Annotated in this window: 12 protein-coding genes; 2 read left to right on the forward strand and 10 right to left on the reverse strand. The window is 68.5% G+C overall.

Features of this window, described 5'->3' with window-relative positions:
• From BLP73_RS18550 to BLP73_RS18580, 7 genes are all read right to left on the reverse strand, one after another.
• Nucleotides 1-377: NAD(P)/FAD-dependent oxidoreductase (locus BLP73_RS18550; protein ID WP_139165966.1), on the reverse strand; the 377-nt coding region annotated here is incomplete at its 3' end.
• Nucleotides 378-393: 16 nt separating this feature from the next.
• Complete coding sequence (locus BLP73_RS18555) at nucleotides 394-1,794, reverse strand: L-serine ammonia-lyase (RefSeq protein WP_090748435.1); 1,401 nt, start codon at nucleotides 1,792-1,794, stop codon at nucleotides 394-396.
• Nucleotides 1,795-3,060 (reverse strand): serine hydroxymethyltransferase, encoded by a 1,266-nt coding sequence (glyA, locus tag BLP73_RS18560; RefSeq protein WP_090748438.1) that lies wholly within the window; start codon nucleotides 3,058-3,060, stop codon nucleotides 1,795-1,797.
• 26 nt (nucleotides 3,061-3,086) lie between these two features.
• Nucleotides 3,087-3,623: a sarcosine oxidase subunit gamma gene (locus tag BLP73_RS18565; protein WP_090748441.1), complete on the reverse strand. Its 537-nt coding sequence runs from the start codon at nucleotides 3,621-3,623 to the stop codon at nucleotides 3,087-3,089.
• Nucleotides 3,624-3,633: 10 nt separating this feature from the next.
• Nucleotides 3,634-6,624 (reverse strand): sarcosine oxidase subunit alpha, encoded by a 2,991-nt coding sequence (locus BLP73_RS18570; RefSeq protein WP_090748445.1) that lies wholly within the window; start codon nucleotides 6,622-6,624, stop codon nucleotides 3,634-3,636.
• Complete coding sequence (locus tag BLP73_RS18575; RefSeq protein ID WP_090748448.1) at nucleotides 6,621-6,920, reverse strand: sarcosine oxidase subunit delta; 300 nt, start codon at nucleotides 6,918-6,920, stop codon at nucleotides 6,621-6,623. Before BLP73_RS18575 ends, BLP73_RS18570 begins: the two co-directional genes overlap by 4 nt.
• 24 nt (nucleotides 6,921-6,944) lie before the next feature.
• A complete protein-coding gene (locus BLP73_RS18580; RefSeq protein WP_090748450.1) occupies nucleotides 6,945-8,198 on the reverse strand; it encodes a sarcosine oxidase subunit beta family protein in 1,254 nt (417 codons plus the stop codon).
• A gap of 96 nt (nucleotides 8,199-8,294) precedes the next feature.
• On the opposite strand from BLP73_RS18580, the gene BLP73_RS18585 reads away from it, so the two are divergent.
• Nucleotides 8,295-9,305, forward strand: a complete 1,011-nt coding sequence (locus tag BLP73_RS18585; protein ID WP_090748452.1) for a GlxA family transcriptional regulator — start codon at nucleotides 8,295-8,297, stop codon at nucleotides 9,303-9,305.
• Here BLP73_RS18585 and BLP73_RS18590 read toward each other — a convergent pair.
• Together BLP73_RS18590 and BLP73_RS18595 are read right to left on the reverse strand one after the other, a co-directional pair.
• On the reverse strand, nucleotides 9,289-10,365 hold the full coding sequence (locus BLP73_RS18590; RefSeq protein ID WP_090748455.1) for an FAD-binding oxidoreductase: 1,077 nt from the start codon (nucleotides 10,363-10,365) through the stop codon (nucleotides 9,289-9,291). The genes BLP73_RS18585 and BLP73_RS18590 overlap by 17 nt on opposite strands.
• Nucleotides 10,366-10,369: 4 nt before the next feature.
• On the reverse strand, nucleotides 10,370-11,608 hold the full coding sequence (locus BLP73_RS18595) for an aromatic ring-hydroxylating oxygenase subunit alpha (RefSeq protein WP_090748458.1): 1,239 nt from the start codon (nucleotides 11,606-11,608) through the stop codon (nucleotides 10,370-10,372).
• Nucleotides 11,609-11,761: 153 nt separating this feature from the next.
• Between BLP73_RS18595 and BLP73_RS18600 the strand changes: the two genes are divergently transcribed.
• Nucleotides 11,762-12,637, forward strand: coding sequence for a LysR family transcriptional regulator (locus tag BLP73_RS18600; protein WP_090748461.1), 876 nt, complete (start codon nucleotides 11,762-11,764; stop codon nucleotides 12,635-12,637).
• A gap of 82 nt (nucleotides 12,638-12,719) precedes the next feature.
• Here the strand turns inward: BLP73_RS18600 and BLP73_RS18605 are convergent.
• Nucleotides 12,720-15,234: GcvT family protein (locus tag BLP73_RS18605; RefSeq protein ID WP_090748464.1), on the reverse strand; the 2,515-nt coding region annotated here is incomplete at its 5' end.

Consider the following 15,234-nt stretch of genomic DNA (forward strand, 5'->3'; position numbering starts at 1 on the left):
GCCATCCAGCGGCAGACATTGCCCATGCTGACGATGTAGTTGCCGTGGTTCGTCATCAGGGGCGGCATGGGCCAGTTCGGCACCCGCACCTGCCCCGCCGCGCCGAGGATGTAGAAATTGTCGTCCGTCACCTCGGTCGTCACCGGCGCGCCCCGCTCGCGCCAGTCGGGGATCAGCGCGTCCAGCCCGCAGGGGTCCAGCACCGCCCCCGAGAGGATATGCGCCCCGACCTCCGACCCCTTCTCCAGCACCACCACCGACAGATCCGCGTCGAGCTGCTTCAGCCGGATCGCCGCCGAAAGACCCGCAGGCCCCGCACCCACGATCACGACATCATACTCCATCGACTCGCGCGCGAATTCGGTATCAACGGTCATGCATGGTCTTTCTTCGTCAGCATTCCGGCAGGTTGACGGCGATGCCGCCCTGCGAGGTTTCCTTGTACTTCTCGTTCATGTCCCGGCCGGTGTCGCGCATCACCCGGATGCAGTTGTCCAGCGGCAGGAAATGGCTGCCGTCGCCCCGCAGCGCGAGGCTGGCGGCCGAGACGGCCTTGATCGCGCCGAGCGCGTTGCGCTCGATGCAGGGCACCTGCACGAGGCCCGCGGCCGGATCGCAGGTCATGCCGAGATGATGCTCGAGCGCGATCTCGGCGGCGTTCTCGATCTGGGCGTTGGTGCCGCCGAGGACCGCGCAGAGCCCCGCCGCCGCCATCGCCGAGGCCGAGCCGACCTCGCCCTGGCAGCCCACCTCGGCCCCCGAGATCGAGGCGTTGTGCTTGATCAGCCCGCCGATCGCCGCGGCGACCAGCAGGTAGTCGCGGATGCCGTCCCGGTGCGCGCCGACGCAATGGTCGAGATAGTAGCGCCCCACCGCCGGCACCACGCCCGCGGCGCCGTTGGTTGGCGAGGTGACGACGCGCCCGCCGGCCGCGTTCTCCTCGTTCACCGCCATCGCGTAGACGCTGAGCCAGTCATTCGCCTGGTGGGGCTGGTTGAGGTTGCGCCCCCGCTCGCCCTCGAGCTGCTGGTGGATCGACTTCGCGCGGCGGCGCACCTTCAGACCGCCCGGCAGGATGCCGTCCTGCACCAGCCCGCGCGAGATGCAGGCGTCCATCGCCTCCCAGATCTGGTCCAGCCGGTCGTCGAGCCGGTCGCCCAGCACCGCCTCCTCGTTCGCGCGCTTCATCTGCGCGATGCTGCGGCCCGAGGCGATGCCCATGTGCAGCATCTGCGCGGCCGTCTCGAAGGGGAAGGGCACGCCGGCCGCGTGCTGGACGGGCGCCTGGCCGGCCTGCGCGGCCTCTAGCTCGGGCTTGGTGACGACGAAGCCGCCGCCGACGGAATAGTAGGTCTGCTGGTGGTAGGTGGCGCCGGCCGGGTCGAAGGCCTTCAGGATCATGCCGTTCGGGTGGCCCGGCAGGGCCGGTCCGTAGTCGAAGACCAGGTCGCGGTCGGGCTGGAAGACCAGCTCGCCCAGCCTCTCGGGACGGACGATGCCGCTGCGGCGGACCTCGGCCTCGATCTCCTCGGCGCGGTCGGGGTCCATCGTGTCGGGGCGCAACCCGCAGAGGCCCAGGATGACCGCCCGATCCGTCGCATGCCCCTTGCCGGTGAAGGCGAGGCTGCCGTGCAGGCTGGCATAGAGCCGGTGCGGACGGGTCGCGCCGGGGATCTTCTCGGCCCCGCCGCGCAGATCGTCAAGGAAGCGCGCGGCGGCGACCATCGGGCCCATCGTGTGCGAGGACGACGGGCCGATGCCGATCTTGAAGATGTCGAAGACCGAGAGGAACATTCACGCCCCGTAGATCGGGAAGCGGTCGCAGATCGCCTTGACCTCGGCGCGGACTTCGGCCTCGAGCGCGGCGTCGCCCTCGGGATTGGCCTTCAGCGCGCGCAGGACGCGCAGGATCATCTCGCCGATCTGGCGGAATTCGGCCTGGCCGAAGCCGCGCGTGGTGCCGGCCGAGGAGCCGAGGCGGATGCCCGAGGTGATGAAGGGCTTTTCCGGATCGAAGGGGATCGCGTTCTTGTTGCAGGTCAGGCCCGCACGCTCCAGCGCGATCTCGGCGGCCTTGCCGGTCACGCCAAGGGGGCGCAGGTCGCACAGGACCATGTGGCAGTCGGTGCCGCCCGAGACGATGCCCATGCCGCCTTCGGTCAGCGTCTCGGCCAGCACGCGGGCATTGGCGATGACGTTCTTCGCGTAGTCCTTGAACGAGGGCTGCAGCGCCTCGCCGAAGGCCACGGCCTTGGCGGCGATGACGTGCATCAGCGGGCCGCCCTGGTTGCCCGGGAACACCGCCGAGTTAAACTTCTTGGCCAGGTCGTCGTCATTGGTCAGGATCACGCCGCCGCGTGGGCCGCGCAGGGTCTTGTGCGTGGTCGAGGTCGTGACATGGGCATGCGGCACCGGGTTCGGATACTCGCCTGCCGCGATGAGGCCCGCGTAATGGGCCATGTCCACCATGAGATAGGCGCCCACCTCGTCCGCAATGGCGCGGAAGGCGGCGAAGTCCATGTGGCGCGGATAGGCCGAGGCACCCGCGACGATCAGCTTCGGCTTCTCGGCCAGCGCCTTCGCGCGGACCTTGTCCATGTCGATCAGGTGCGTGTCTTCCTCGACCTCGTAGCTGACGACGTCGAACCACTTGCCCGACATGGTGACCGGCGAGCCGTGGGTCAGGTGGCCGCCATGCGCCAGCGACAGGCCCATGATCTTGTCGCCGGGCTGCAGCAGCGCCAGGAACACCGCCTGGTTCGCCTGCGCGCCGGAATGGGGCTGCACGTTGGCATGCGCCGCGCCGAACAGCTGTTTCAGGCGGTCGCGGGCGATGTCCTCGACCTCGTCCACGAACTCGCAGCCGCCGTAGTAGCGCTTGCCCGGATAGCCCTCGGCGTACTTGTTCGTCAGGACCGAGCCTTGGGCTGCCAGCACGTCGGGCGAGACGATGTTCTCGGAGGCGATCAGTTCGATCTGGTCCTGCTGACGCCCCAGCTCGCGGCCGATGGCGTCGGCGATGGCGCTGTCCGAGATGGTCTGGGTCTTGAAGTCGAGCATGGAGATAGCCTTTCGGAAGGAGGGCGTCAGAGACCGGTCTTCAGTTCAACCGTGATCTTGTCAAGGATGGCGCGGACATGCGGCAGGAAACTGCGCCAGACATCCATGCGGAAACTGTCCGCCCCGTCGCGCCACAGGACGACCGTGGCCGTGTCGAACAGCGTGCGGGCGGCGGTGCCGGTGGCGATGGCCTCGACATCGCGCAGGCAGCCGGCGGTCAGCGCGGTCAGCGCCTGCGGGCCGGAAAGGCGCAGCGTAATCTCGCGGTCGCTGATCTCGACGAGGCTGTGCGGGATGGCGGCATAGGCCCCTGCCCCGGCGGCGGCCAGCGCGTCGCGCTGCGCCTCGGTGGTCAGGATCAGCCACTCGTCGGGGCCGAGGCACAGGGCCTCGGCCTCGCCGGTGGTGGCGCGCTGGCCGATCCGCTCGGGCAGCGTCAGCCCGAGGGCCTGCGCCAGCGCGGCGCGGTTCGCGGGGCGCACGCGCAGCGAGAAGCGAGGGGTCCAGGGCAGCTCTTCCAGCAGGAAGGGCGCGGCGTTGAAGTCGTGGCGTTGGGTGGTCATGGCGCGCTCCTCAGGCTTTCAGCCGTTCCCCCTCGGGGTCGTAGAAGTTGGTCGAGGTGATCGTGGCCTTCACCGTGCCGTTCGGCATCGGGATATGCACCGTCTCGCCCATCCGCCCATGCCCGCCGGTGATGACCGCCATCGCGATGGGCCGACCAAGCGCCGTCGAGTCGTAGGACGAGGTGACGTGCCCCGCCATCGTCATCGGCAGCGTCTGGTTCGGGTCCAGCACGATCTGCGCGCCTTCTTCCAGCTTCGTGCCGTCCTCGGTCAGCAGGCCGACCAGCTGCTTGCGGTTCGGCGCGACGATGTCCGGGCGTTGGAGAGACCGCTTGCCGACGAAGTCCTTCTTCGCCTTGCCGACCGCCCAATCGAGGCCCGCATCCTGCGGCGTCACCGTGCCGTCCGTGTCCTGCCCGACGATGATGTAGCCCTTCTCGGCGCGCAGGACGTGCATCGTCTCGGTGCCGTAGGGGCAGATGTCGTAGGGCTGGCCCGCCTGGTGGATCGCCTTCCACAGCGCGAGGCCGTGGCGGGAGGGGACGTTGATCTCGAAGCCCAATTCGCCCGTGAAGCTGATGCGGAAGAGGCGCGCGGGCAGGCCGGCCACGGTGCATTCTGCAACCGACATATGCGGGAAGGTCTCGTCCGAGAGGTCCAGGCCCTCTACCAGCGGCGCGATCACCTTGCGGGCGTTCGGGCCGTTGACGGCGACGGTCGCCCATTGCTCGGTGGTCGAGGTCAGCCAGACGTTCAGGTCCGGCCATTCGGTCTGGAGGTAGTCCTCCATCATGTTCAGGACGCGCGCCGCACCGCCGGTGGTGGTGGTGACGTGGAAAAGGTCCTGAGACAGGCGGCCGATGACGCCGTCGTCGCGGATGAACCCGTCCTCGCCCAAGAGCAGCCCGTAGCGGCACCGGCCCGGCGCCAGCTTGGTCCAGGGGTTGGTGTACATGCGGTTCATAAACTCGGTCGCATCCGGGCCCGCGACCTCGATCTTGCCGAGGGTCGAGGCGTCGAACATGCCGGCCGAGGCCCGCGTCGCGCGGCACTCGCGCGCCACGGCAGCATGCATGTCCTCGGTCCCTTTCGGGAAGTACCAGGCGCGGCGCCACAGCGAGACCGGCTCGAACACCGCGCCGTTCGCCTCGGCCCAAGGATCGATGGGCGTCTTGCGCGTCAGCTCGAAGGTGGCGCCCTTGTGATAGCCCGCGAAGGCCCCGAAGCTGGTCGGCGTGTAGGGCGGGCGGAAGGTGGTCAGCCCGACCTGCGGCGGCTCCTTCCCAAGCGCGTCGGCGGCGATCATCAGGCCGTTGATGTTCGACATCTTGCCCTGATCGGTCGCCATGCCGTTGGTGGTGTAGCGCTTGACGTGCTCGATCGAGCGCATCCCCTCGCGCACGGCCAGGCGGATGTCCTTGGCGGTCACGTCGTTCTGGTAGTCGACGAAGGCCTTAGCCTTGCCGGCGCTGCGGTCGGTCGGCAGCTCGGTCTGGATGGCGCCGGTGCCGGGGCGGTCGCCCTCGACGCGGGCGGCCAGCGGCTCGGACGTGCGGCCGAGCGCCTCGACGGCGGCGAGGCCGGCGCGCGCGCCATCCTCCAGCGCCGGGCCGTAGCCCCAGAGCCCGCGACCGGCGCCGGCGATCTGGCAGGCCTCGGTCTTGTGGTTCGGCAGGAAGGTGCGGCTTTCCGCGTCCCAGCTGAGCGAGCCCTTGGTGTGCGAGAAGAGGTGCAGCGAGGGCGTCCAGCCGCCCGAGATCAAGAGCACGTCACAGGCGATCTTGCGGCCCGCGCCGACCTGGCCATGGCGGACCGGGTTCACGCGGACGGCCTTGACGCGCAGGCGGCCATAGGTCGCCGTGGCGGTGTGGCTGGTCAGAACCTCGATCCCGCGCTTGCGGGCAGCGTCGACCAGATCGGTGCGGACATGATCGCGGGTGTCGGCAATGGCCGAGACGCGGGCGCCGGCATCGACCAGATCGAAGGCGGCATACCAGGCGCTGTCATGGCTGGTGACCACCGCGGCATTGTCGCCGACCTTCACGCCGTAGCGGTTCAGATAGGTCTGCGCTGCGCCTGCCAGCATGACGCCGGGCCGGTCGTTGCCGTCGAAGACCAGCGGCTTTTCCAGCGCTCCCTGCGCCAGGATCACCTGACCGGCACGGACATGCCACATCCGCTCGCGGGGGGCGCCGGACGGCGGCTGGTCGAGGTGATCCGTCACCCGCTCGACGAGGCCGACGAAGTTCTGGTGGTAATAGCCGATGGCCGTGGTGCGGGTCATCAGCGTGACGCCGGCGGCGCGCAGTTGCGACAGCTGCTCGGCCAGCCAGGCCCAGGAACCGCGGCCGTCAATGCGGACAGCGGGATCGGACAGCAGGGAGCCGCCCATCTCGGGGTTCTCGTCGACCAGCACGACGCGGGCGCCGGACTTCGCGGCAACCAGAGCGGCCTGGATGCCCGCCGCGCCCCCGCCCACCACCAGCACGTCGGTGTGCAGGTTGCGGTGGGCGTAGGTGTCGGGGTCAACCTCGGTCGGAGATTTGCCGAGGCCGGCGGCGGCGCGGATGAAGGGCTCGTAGACCTTGTCCCAGAAGCTGCGCGGCCACATGAAGGTCTTGTAGTAGAAGCCCGCCGAGAACAGCATGTAGGCGCGGTCGTTTACCGCCCCGATGTCGAATTTCAGCGACGGGAACTTGTTCTGGCTTTCGGCCTGAAGCCCCTCGCGCAGTTCCTGCACGGTGGCGCGGGTGTTCGGCTCGAACCGCCCCGGACCGCGCGAGGTGCCGATGAGGGCGTTCGGTTCCTCGGACCCCGCGGTGACCGGGCCGCGCGGGCGGTGATACTTGAACGACCGTCCCATCAGGTGGACGCCATGGGACAGCAGCGCCGAGGCGACGGTGTCGCCGCGCAGGCCGGTGTAGGGCTTGCCGTCGAAGGTGAAGCTGACGGGCTTGGCGGGATCGACCCGGCCCATGCCCGGGATGCGGTAACGGCTCATTCCGCGGCCTCCAGTTTGGCTTCTGCCGGGCGCTCTTCGCCGGCCTTGTAGGTCGTCAGGAAACGGTCGCTGACCGTGTCGCGCAGGGCGTTGAAGAAGCGCCCGCAGCCGTGGATGTGGCGCCAGCGCTCGTAATGCGGGCCGCGCGCGTTGGTGCGGATGAACAGGAAATCGCGCCATTCCTCGTCCGAGAGGGCCATGGGATCGGCGGGGCGCGAAATGTGCGCCTCGCCGGCATAGGCGAACTCGGCCTCGGGCAGGGTCTCGTCGCAATAGGGGCAGTGGATCAGAAGCATGGGGAACCTCTCAGTGCGCGCAGACTAGTGGGCAACTGCGGCGGCGGCGGCCTCGTCGATCAGCCGGCCGGTGGTGAAGCGTTCAAGCGTGAAGGGCGCGTTGATCGGGTGCGGCTCGTCCTTGGCGACGGTCCAGGCCAGCGTATGCGCCGCGCCGGGCGTCGCCTTGAAGCCGCCCGTGCCCCAACCGCAGTTGACATAGAGCCCCTTGACCGGCGTCTTGCCGACGATGGCCGAGCGGTCGGGCGTCACGTCCACGATCCCGCCCCATTTGCGCAGCATCCGCATGCGGTTGAAGATCGGGAAGACCTCGCAGATGGCGGCGACGGTATGCTCGATCAGCGGGAGCCCGCCGCGCTGGCTGTAGCTGGTGTATTGGTCGGTGCCCGAGCCGATCACCAGCTCGCCCTTGTCGGACTGGCTGATATAGGCGTGGACGGTGTTCGACATCACGACGCAGGGGAAGATCGGCTTGACCGGCTCGCTGACGAGGGCCTGCAGCGGGAAGCTTTCCAGCGGCATCCGGACGCCGGCGCTGTCCATGACGACGCTGGTGTGACCGGCGGCCGAGACGGCGACCTTCTTGGCCTTGATGAAGCCCTTCGCGGTGTCGACGCCCTGCACCGCACCGTCCGGGCCGCGACGGATCGCGATGACCGGGCAGTTCTGGATGATGTCGACGCCCCGCGCCGCCGCCGCCCGCGCATAGCCCCAGGCCACCGCGTCGTGCCGCGCCGTGCCCGCCCGCATCTGCAGCGCCGCCCCCATCACCGGGTAGCGCGCATCGGGGCTGATGTTCAGCGGCGGGCAGAAGGCCTTGGCCTCTTCCTTCGACAGCCAGCGGTTGTCGACGCCGTTCAGGCGGTTGGCGTGGATGTGGCGCTGGAAGGACTGCACGTCATGGACGTTATGCGCCAGCATCATCACGCCGCGCTTGGAATACATGACGTTGTAGTTCAGCTCTTGGCTGAGGTTCTCCCACAGGTCCAGCGCGTGATCGTAGAGCCGCGCGCTTTCGTCATAGAGGTAGTTCGAGCGGATGATGGTCGTGTTCCGGCCCGTGTTGCCGCCGCCCAGCCAGCCCTTGTCGATTACCGCGACATTGGTGATGCCGTGCTCTTTGGCGAGGTAGTAGGCCGCGCCGAGGCCGTGGCCGCCCGCGCCGACGATGACGACATCGTATTCGGCCTTGGGTTGGCTGTCCGGCCACTGCTCGCGCCAGTTCTTGTGGCCCGACAGCGCGTTCTTGAGCAAGGACATGGCAGAGAAACGTTGCATGGCAGGGGCCCTCTTCATCGCAGCTGCCTGTCACATTATGTCTTTATGACATCGTTCGTTTGTAGATTTGCGCCAGCCGCCATGTAGGATCGCGCCATGACCCCTGTCGCCCCTCCGCCGCAGAAGCGCCTGCGCGTCGCCTTCCTTTTGGCCGACCAGTTCACCCTGTCGGCCTTCGCCAATTTCGTGGACGTGCTGCGGCTGGCGGCGGACGACGCGGACAAGTCGCGCCCCATCCTCTGCGGCTGGACCGTGCTGTCGGACGGGATGGAGGCAGTCCGCTCGAGCTGCGGGGTCAAGGTGCAGCCCGAGGTGCCGCTGCGCCGCGCCGGCGCCTTCGATTACCTTGTCGTCGTCGGCGGGCTGATCAGCGACCGCGCGGCCTTCTCGCCCGAGGCGATGCGCTTCATCGCCGACACGGCGGCGCGCGGCGTCCCGCTGGTCGGCCTCTGCACCGGGGTCTTCACGCTGCAGGCGGCGGGGCTTCTGCAGGGCTATCGCTGCTGCGTGAGCTGGTTCCACCACCAGGACTTCCTCGACCGCTTCGAGCACGAGACGCCGGTTTCGGACCAGATCTTCGTGGTGGACCGCGACCGACTGACCTGTTCGGGCGGGCACGGCGCGGCGCATCTGGCGGCCTTCCTCGTGCAGCGCCATGTCGGGCAGTCCGCCGCCACCAAGAGCCTCAACATCATGATGATCGAGGACGCGCTCAGCGGACAGCGCGCCCAGCCCGGCCAGATGCTGGCCCGGCAGGCGCGGGACGAGCTGGTCAAGCGTGCCGTCCTGAAGATGCAGCAGAACATCGAGCAGCCGCTGAGCGTCGACGACATCGCGGCGGCGCTCGGCACCGCCCGCCGGACGCTGGAGCGGCGCTTCCAGTCCGATCTCGGCCAGTCGCCGCGCCGGATCTATCTGGAGATCCGGCTGGACCGCGCGACCGCGCGCCTGCGGGGAACCGAGCAGTCGGTCACCGAGATCGCGCTGGCCTGCGGCTTCTGCGACGCGCCGCACCTGGCGCGCTCGCTCAAATCCGAGCGCGGCCTGACGCCGGGCGAGATCCGCAGCGCGCGGCCTGCGCCCGCCGAGGCTATGCCTCCAGCGTGACGGTGCCGCGGGGGTTCGAGCAGCAGGCGAGGATGTAGCCCTCCTCGATCTCGTCGTCGGTGATCCCGCCATTGTGGACCATGTGCACATCGCCCGACAGCTTGCGGATGCGGCAGCTGCCGCAGACCCCCATGCTGCACCCGTAGGGGATGGCGACCCCGGCCACGCGGGCCGCGGCCAGCACCGTGTCGGCGGCGCTGCAGTCATGCGAGATGCCGCTGTCCTGGAAGACCAGCTGCGCCGTATCGGCCGGGACGTCCTCGCTGGTGCCGCTCTCGACCCGCGGCAGATCGCCGGCCTCTGGGGCGCCGAAGCTTTCCTGGTGGTAATGCGCCATGTCGAAGCCGAGCCCGGCCAGCGCCTCGCTGACCGCCTGCATGAAGCCTTCGGGGCCGCAGCAGAAGACCTCGCGCTCCAGGTAGTCGGGCGCCATCAGGCCTAGCATCAGCTGGTTGAAGCGGCCCTGATAGCCGGTCCAAGGCTGGTAGATGTCGCTCTGCTGGACGACCCATTTCAGGTCCAGCCCCTCGATGCGGCTCGCCATGTGCTCGAGCCGGCGCTTGAAGATGATCTCGGACGGGCGCTGCGCGCAGTTCACGAAGACGATGTCGCAGGTCCGGCCAAGGTCGTAGATCTCGGTCGTCATCGACATCATCGGGGTGATGCCCGAGCCGGCCGAGATGAACAGGTATTTCCGCGCCGGGAAATGGGTCGAGGTGAAGCGGCCCGCCGGCCCCTTCGCCTTCAGCCGCGTTCCGGGGCGGACATTGTCGATGATCCAGCGCGTGCCGATGCTGCCCGGCTGCGCCTTGATCGTGATGGTCAGCGACTTCGGTCGCGTGGGCGAGGACGAGATCGTGTAGGTCCGGTGGATCGTCCCGCCCGGCACCGGCAGCTCCAGCGTCAGGAACTGCCCGGCGAGAAACTCGAAGGGGCGGCCCGACGGCGCCTGGAAGCAGACCGTTACGACATTGGGGGACTCGGGCAGGATCGAGACGCATTCCAGCGGCTCGTCATCGGTCCATTTGGGCAGGACGGCCTGCTGCCGGGCGTCGAGCATCGCCCTACTCCGCCGCGACGGCCAGCTGCGGCTGGCGGCTGCGCAGACGCTGGAGATACCAGTTCACGAACTGGATCACCCCGTCCTCGTGCTTGGTCGAATACGGCCCCGGCTGGTAGGCGGGCGAGCAGATGCCCTGCTGGTTGTGCTCGACGACGCGGCGATCCTCGTCGTTGGTGTGCTCCCAGACCGTGGTCAGGTTCTTCAGGTCGTAATCCACGCCCTCGACGGCGTCCTTGTTGACCAGCCAGGTGGTCTGCACCTCGGTCTGCATCGGGCCGATCGGCGTCACGCGGAAGGTGATCGAATGGTCGGTCAGGAAGTGGTTCCAGGTCGTCGGGTAGTGGAACATCAGCAGCGTGCCGGCATCCAGGAACGGCACCTGCCCAAGGCGCTTCTGCACCGCGATCTTGCCGCTCACGGTGTAGCTTTCGGCCCCGTCCAGCAGCGGCATGCGCGCGACGCGGAACTGCCCGTCCTCGCCCATCCTGAAGCGCGAGGGCGCGCCGGCGGCCTCGAGGCGGTTGAAGTGGGTCTCGACCTTCTCGGGGAACGTGCCGTCGGGGCTGACGCCGGTGATCGAGGGGTCCTCGGGATAGGTGCGGCAGAGGTCGGGGTGGTTGCCCGCGCAGTGATAGCACTCGCGGTTGTTCTCCCAGACCAGCTTCCAGTTGCCGTTCTCGACGATGGTGGACTGGAAGGCGATCTTCGCGTTGCCCAGGTCATGCACGCCCAGATAGGGCGTCACGGTGCCGGCGAAGGCGTCGAAATTGGGCGCGTCCTTGGCCAGGCAGATATAGACGAGGCCGGCCACCTCGCGGCAGTGGACGGTCTTGAGGCTGTGCTGCGTCGAGTCGAAATCCTCGCCCATGTCGCGCGCCCAGACCAGCTTGCCGTCGAGGCCGTAGGTCCACTGGTGATAGGGGCAGGTCAGCTTCGCGACCTTGCCCGAGGCGGCGGTGCAGATGACCGAGCCGCGGTGCCGGCACGAGTTGTGGAAGGCGCGGATGCCGCCCTGGTTGTCGCGCAGCACGACCACGTCATAGGCGCCGATCCGCAGCCGCTGGAAGCTGCCGGGTTTCTCCAGCGCGCAGGCCGGCAGGGCGAACAGCCAGTCGCGGTAGAAGATCGTCTCCATGTCCTGCGCGAACACCTCGTCCGAGGTGTAGAAGGCCTGCGGCAGCCCATGGCCGGGACGGTGCTGGGACAGAAGTTCGGGAAGGGACGGCGTCGGTCCGGGCATGGTGGGCTCCTGCAAGCCGGGGTGGATCTGCCGCGGACGAAGCCAGTCCCGCCGCGCCTTGACAATGGGATAAAATCTCACGTCAAGTTAGCGTCGCTAAACTCATGCGCCGCGGGTCCCGCCTGCGACACCTTCTGATCCGGATGCGACAGCTTGTCCAAGCCCTACAACCTGCCGCCGCTAGGCGATCTTGCCTGTTTCGAGGTCGCTGCCCGCCATTTGAGCTTCAAGCGCGCCTCGTCCGAGCTGAACGTGACGCCCGCCGCCGTCAGCCACCGCATCAAGGCGCTGGAGCAAGAGCTGGGCCAGCCGCTTTTTTTGCGCAACCACCGCGGCGTCGACCTGACCGAGGCGGGGGCCCTGCTGTTCGTGGCGGTGCAGCGGGGGATGGAGGGGATCGCGGAAAGCGTCGGGCGCATCCGCAGCCGCTCGGTCCGCTCGGGCGTGTCGATCGCGGCGACGACGGCCGTCAGCACGCTCTGGCTGATGCCGCGGCTCGCCGGCTTTCTGGCGCAGCATCCCGGCGTGGCGCTGTCGCAGGCGGTGCAGGACGGACCGGCGCCCGAGGGCGTCGATCTCAGCATCCACTACGGCGATCCGCAGGAGGTGCAGGACGAGACGGTCATCCTGATGCAGGACCGCATCCTGGCGCTCGGCACGCCGACCTTCGCCGCGCGGCACGGCATCCGCAGCCTATCGGACCTGGCCGAGGCACCGCTGATCTACACGCGCTCAAGCGATCCCCGCTGGACCTGCTGGCCCGACTGGCTGCGTTCGCTTGGCGGTCCCGAGGCGCGGGGTGCCTCGTTTGCGTTGAACAACTACCTGGTGTCGCTGCGGGCGGCGGAGGATCATATCGGGGCGGTGCTGGGTTGGGAGGCGCTGCTTCGGCCGCAGCTGCAGGCCGGGCGGCTGGTGGCGCTGGTGGCGGAGGCGCTGCCCTCGCCCTGGCCCTTCTATCTGCGCGTGCACGGACGGGCCTCGGCCAATGCGCGGCTGCTGGCGGACTGGCTGGGGGCGCAGGCATGAGGGCGCAGGCATGAGGGGCGCAGGCGTGAGGGCGCGGCCGGGTGAGCGGCCGCGCCCTGGGCTTTAGGTCAGCTCATCCCGGTCAGCTGCGCGGCTTGAGGTTCTCGGGATCGTAGAGCGGCGCGTAGCCGATGCCGGCGACCTCGACGGGGTAGGTCTCGTCGAAGTAGCTGACGCTCAGCTTGCGGCCCGGCTGGCAGTAGTCCCAAGGCAGGTAGGCCAGCGCGATGTTCCGGCCGACGCTCGGGCCAAAGGCGATCGAGGTCGTGTAGGAACGCCGCCCGAGGCTGTCGACCAGCACCGCGCCGGTGTCCGGGTCCATCACCGGCAGCGTGCCGACCGGGTAGCGGGCCACCCCGCTGCTGTCCACGTTGTCGGTCATCACCAGCGTGCAGAGCATCGCGGGCTGGTGCGCGCGGGCGCGGTATTCGAGGTGCTTTTCCTTGCCGCAGAAATCGGCCTCCTTGACCTTGGGCCGGGCGAGGTCGGCCTCGAGCAGGTTGTACTGGGTCAGAAGATCGGCGTTCTGCAGGCGCAGCGACTTCTCGAGCCGGCGCGAGTTGGCGTAGGTCTCGACCCCCACCGCCATCACGCCCGCCGCCCGCAGCGCGTCCCAGACCGCCAGCCCGTCGCCATAGGGCATGTGCAGCTCCCAGCCCTGCTCGCCGACATAGGAGATGCGGAAGGCCATCACCTTGCGGCCGGCGATCTCGATCTCGCGGATGGCGGCGAAGGGGAAGTTCGCGACCTCCAGCGCATCCGGGTCCGCGACCACCGTCTTCAGCCGCTCGCGGGCGTTCGGGCCCCAGATGCCGATGGTGGTGTAGTCCTCGGTCACGTCGGTGATCGTCACGTCGAGGCCGCGGTCCTGCGCCACGCGGCGCATGTGGATGAGGTCGCGCGGGCCCGCATCGGCGCCGTTCACCAGCCGGCAGCGGCCCGCCATGCGGAAGACGGTGAAGTCGGCGCGGACCATGCCCTGATCGTCCAGCATGTGGGTGTAGATGCCCTTGCCGATGTTGCCGTCGCCGCCGATCCTGGCCGCACACAGCCATTCCATCAGCGCCACGTGATCGGGCCCCGAGATGTCGGTCATGTGGAAATGCGACAGGTTGATGAGGCCGCAATCGGCGCTCATCTCCAGCTGCTCGGCATTGGACACGCGCCAGAAGTGGCGGCTGTCCCATTCATTCAGGCGCTCGGGGACCTGGCCTGCGTATTTCTCCAAGAGGTGCTCGTTCGCGGCATAGCCATGCGCGCGCTCCCAGCCCCCCAGCTCCATGAAGTAGCCGCCCAGCTCCTTTTCCCGCTCGTAAAAGGGCGAGCGGCGGATGCCGCGGGCGTTGGCGAAGGGCTCGCGCGGGTGAACCGGCGGGTTGTAGATCTTGGCCGCCGTCTCCTCGCAGCGGCCCCAGATGTAGTCCTCGGTCAGCTGGAAGTCGTTGAAGCGGGCGTAGTCGATCCGGTTGTGGTCGATCTCGGTCCGGCCCTTGGTCATCCAGTCGGCGATCAGCTTGCCCATGCCGGGCCCGTCCTTGACCCAGATCGCCACGGCATACCACAGGCCCCGCAGCTTGCGGCTTTCGCCCATCGAGGGCCCGCCATCGGTCGTCGTCTGCAGAAGGCCGTTGAAGGAATGGCTCTCGTTGAAGCCCAGCTCGGCCAGGATCGGGGTCAGCTCCATCGCGCGCTCGAGCGGCTCGATCACGTCGTCCAGCACCAGGTCGCGCTGCGAGGGCGAGAGCCGCGCCTCGTGCTTTTCCAGAAGCTCGCGCGGATGGACCATCCGCACGTCCTTCTCGTAGTAATAGCCCCACTCGATCTGGCCGCCCTCGGTGGTGTTCGGGTCCCCGGTGTCGCGCAGATAGGCCGAGTTGCCCTGATCGCGCAGCAGGGGCCGCCCGATCTCGAGCCCGGTGCCGGCGAACTCGTCATAGGGGCCGAAGAAGGTCAGCGGGTGATCGACCGGCATGACCGGCAGGTCCTCGCCCGCCATCTCGGCGATGAGCCGCCCCCAGAGGCCCGCGCAGACCACCACATGCTCGGCCATGATCGTGCCGCGCGTGGTCCGGACCCCGGTGATGCGCCCGTTCTCGTGCAGCAGCTCCAGCGCGGGGGTGTTGGCGAAGACCTTCAGCTTGCCCGCGGCCTCGGCCATGTCCACGAGCTTGCCGGCGACCGTCTGCGAGCGCGGCACGACGAGGCCCGCGTCGGGGTCCCACAGCGCGCCCTGGATCTGGTCCTCCTCCAAGAGCGGGAACTTCGCCTTGGCCTCGGCCGCCGAGATGATGCTGACATTGGTCCCGAACGCCTTGCCGCTGTCCACGCGCCGCTTCAGCTCGGCCATGCGCGCATCATCCCCGACCCGCGCGACCTCGAGGCCCCCGATGCGCTTGTAGTTGCCCATCTTCTCGTAGAAATCCATCGAGTACATGGTCGTCCAGCAGGACAGAAGATCATGGCTGGTCGCATAGCAGAAGTCCGAGGCATGCGCCGTCGAGCCCACATCCGTCGGAACCCCCGACTTGTCGATCCCGACAATATCGTCCCAGCCATTCTCCACCAGGTGATGCGCCACCGACGCACCGACGATCCCA

This window comes from Paracoccus tibetensis (assembly GCF_900102505.1).
Lineage (GTDB): Bacteria > Pseudomonadota > Alphaproteobacteria > Rhodobacterales > Rhodobacteraceae > Paracoccus > Paracoccus tibetensis.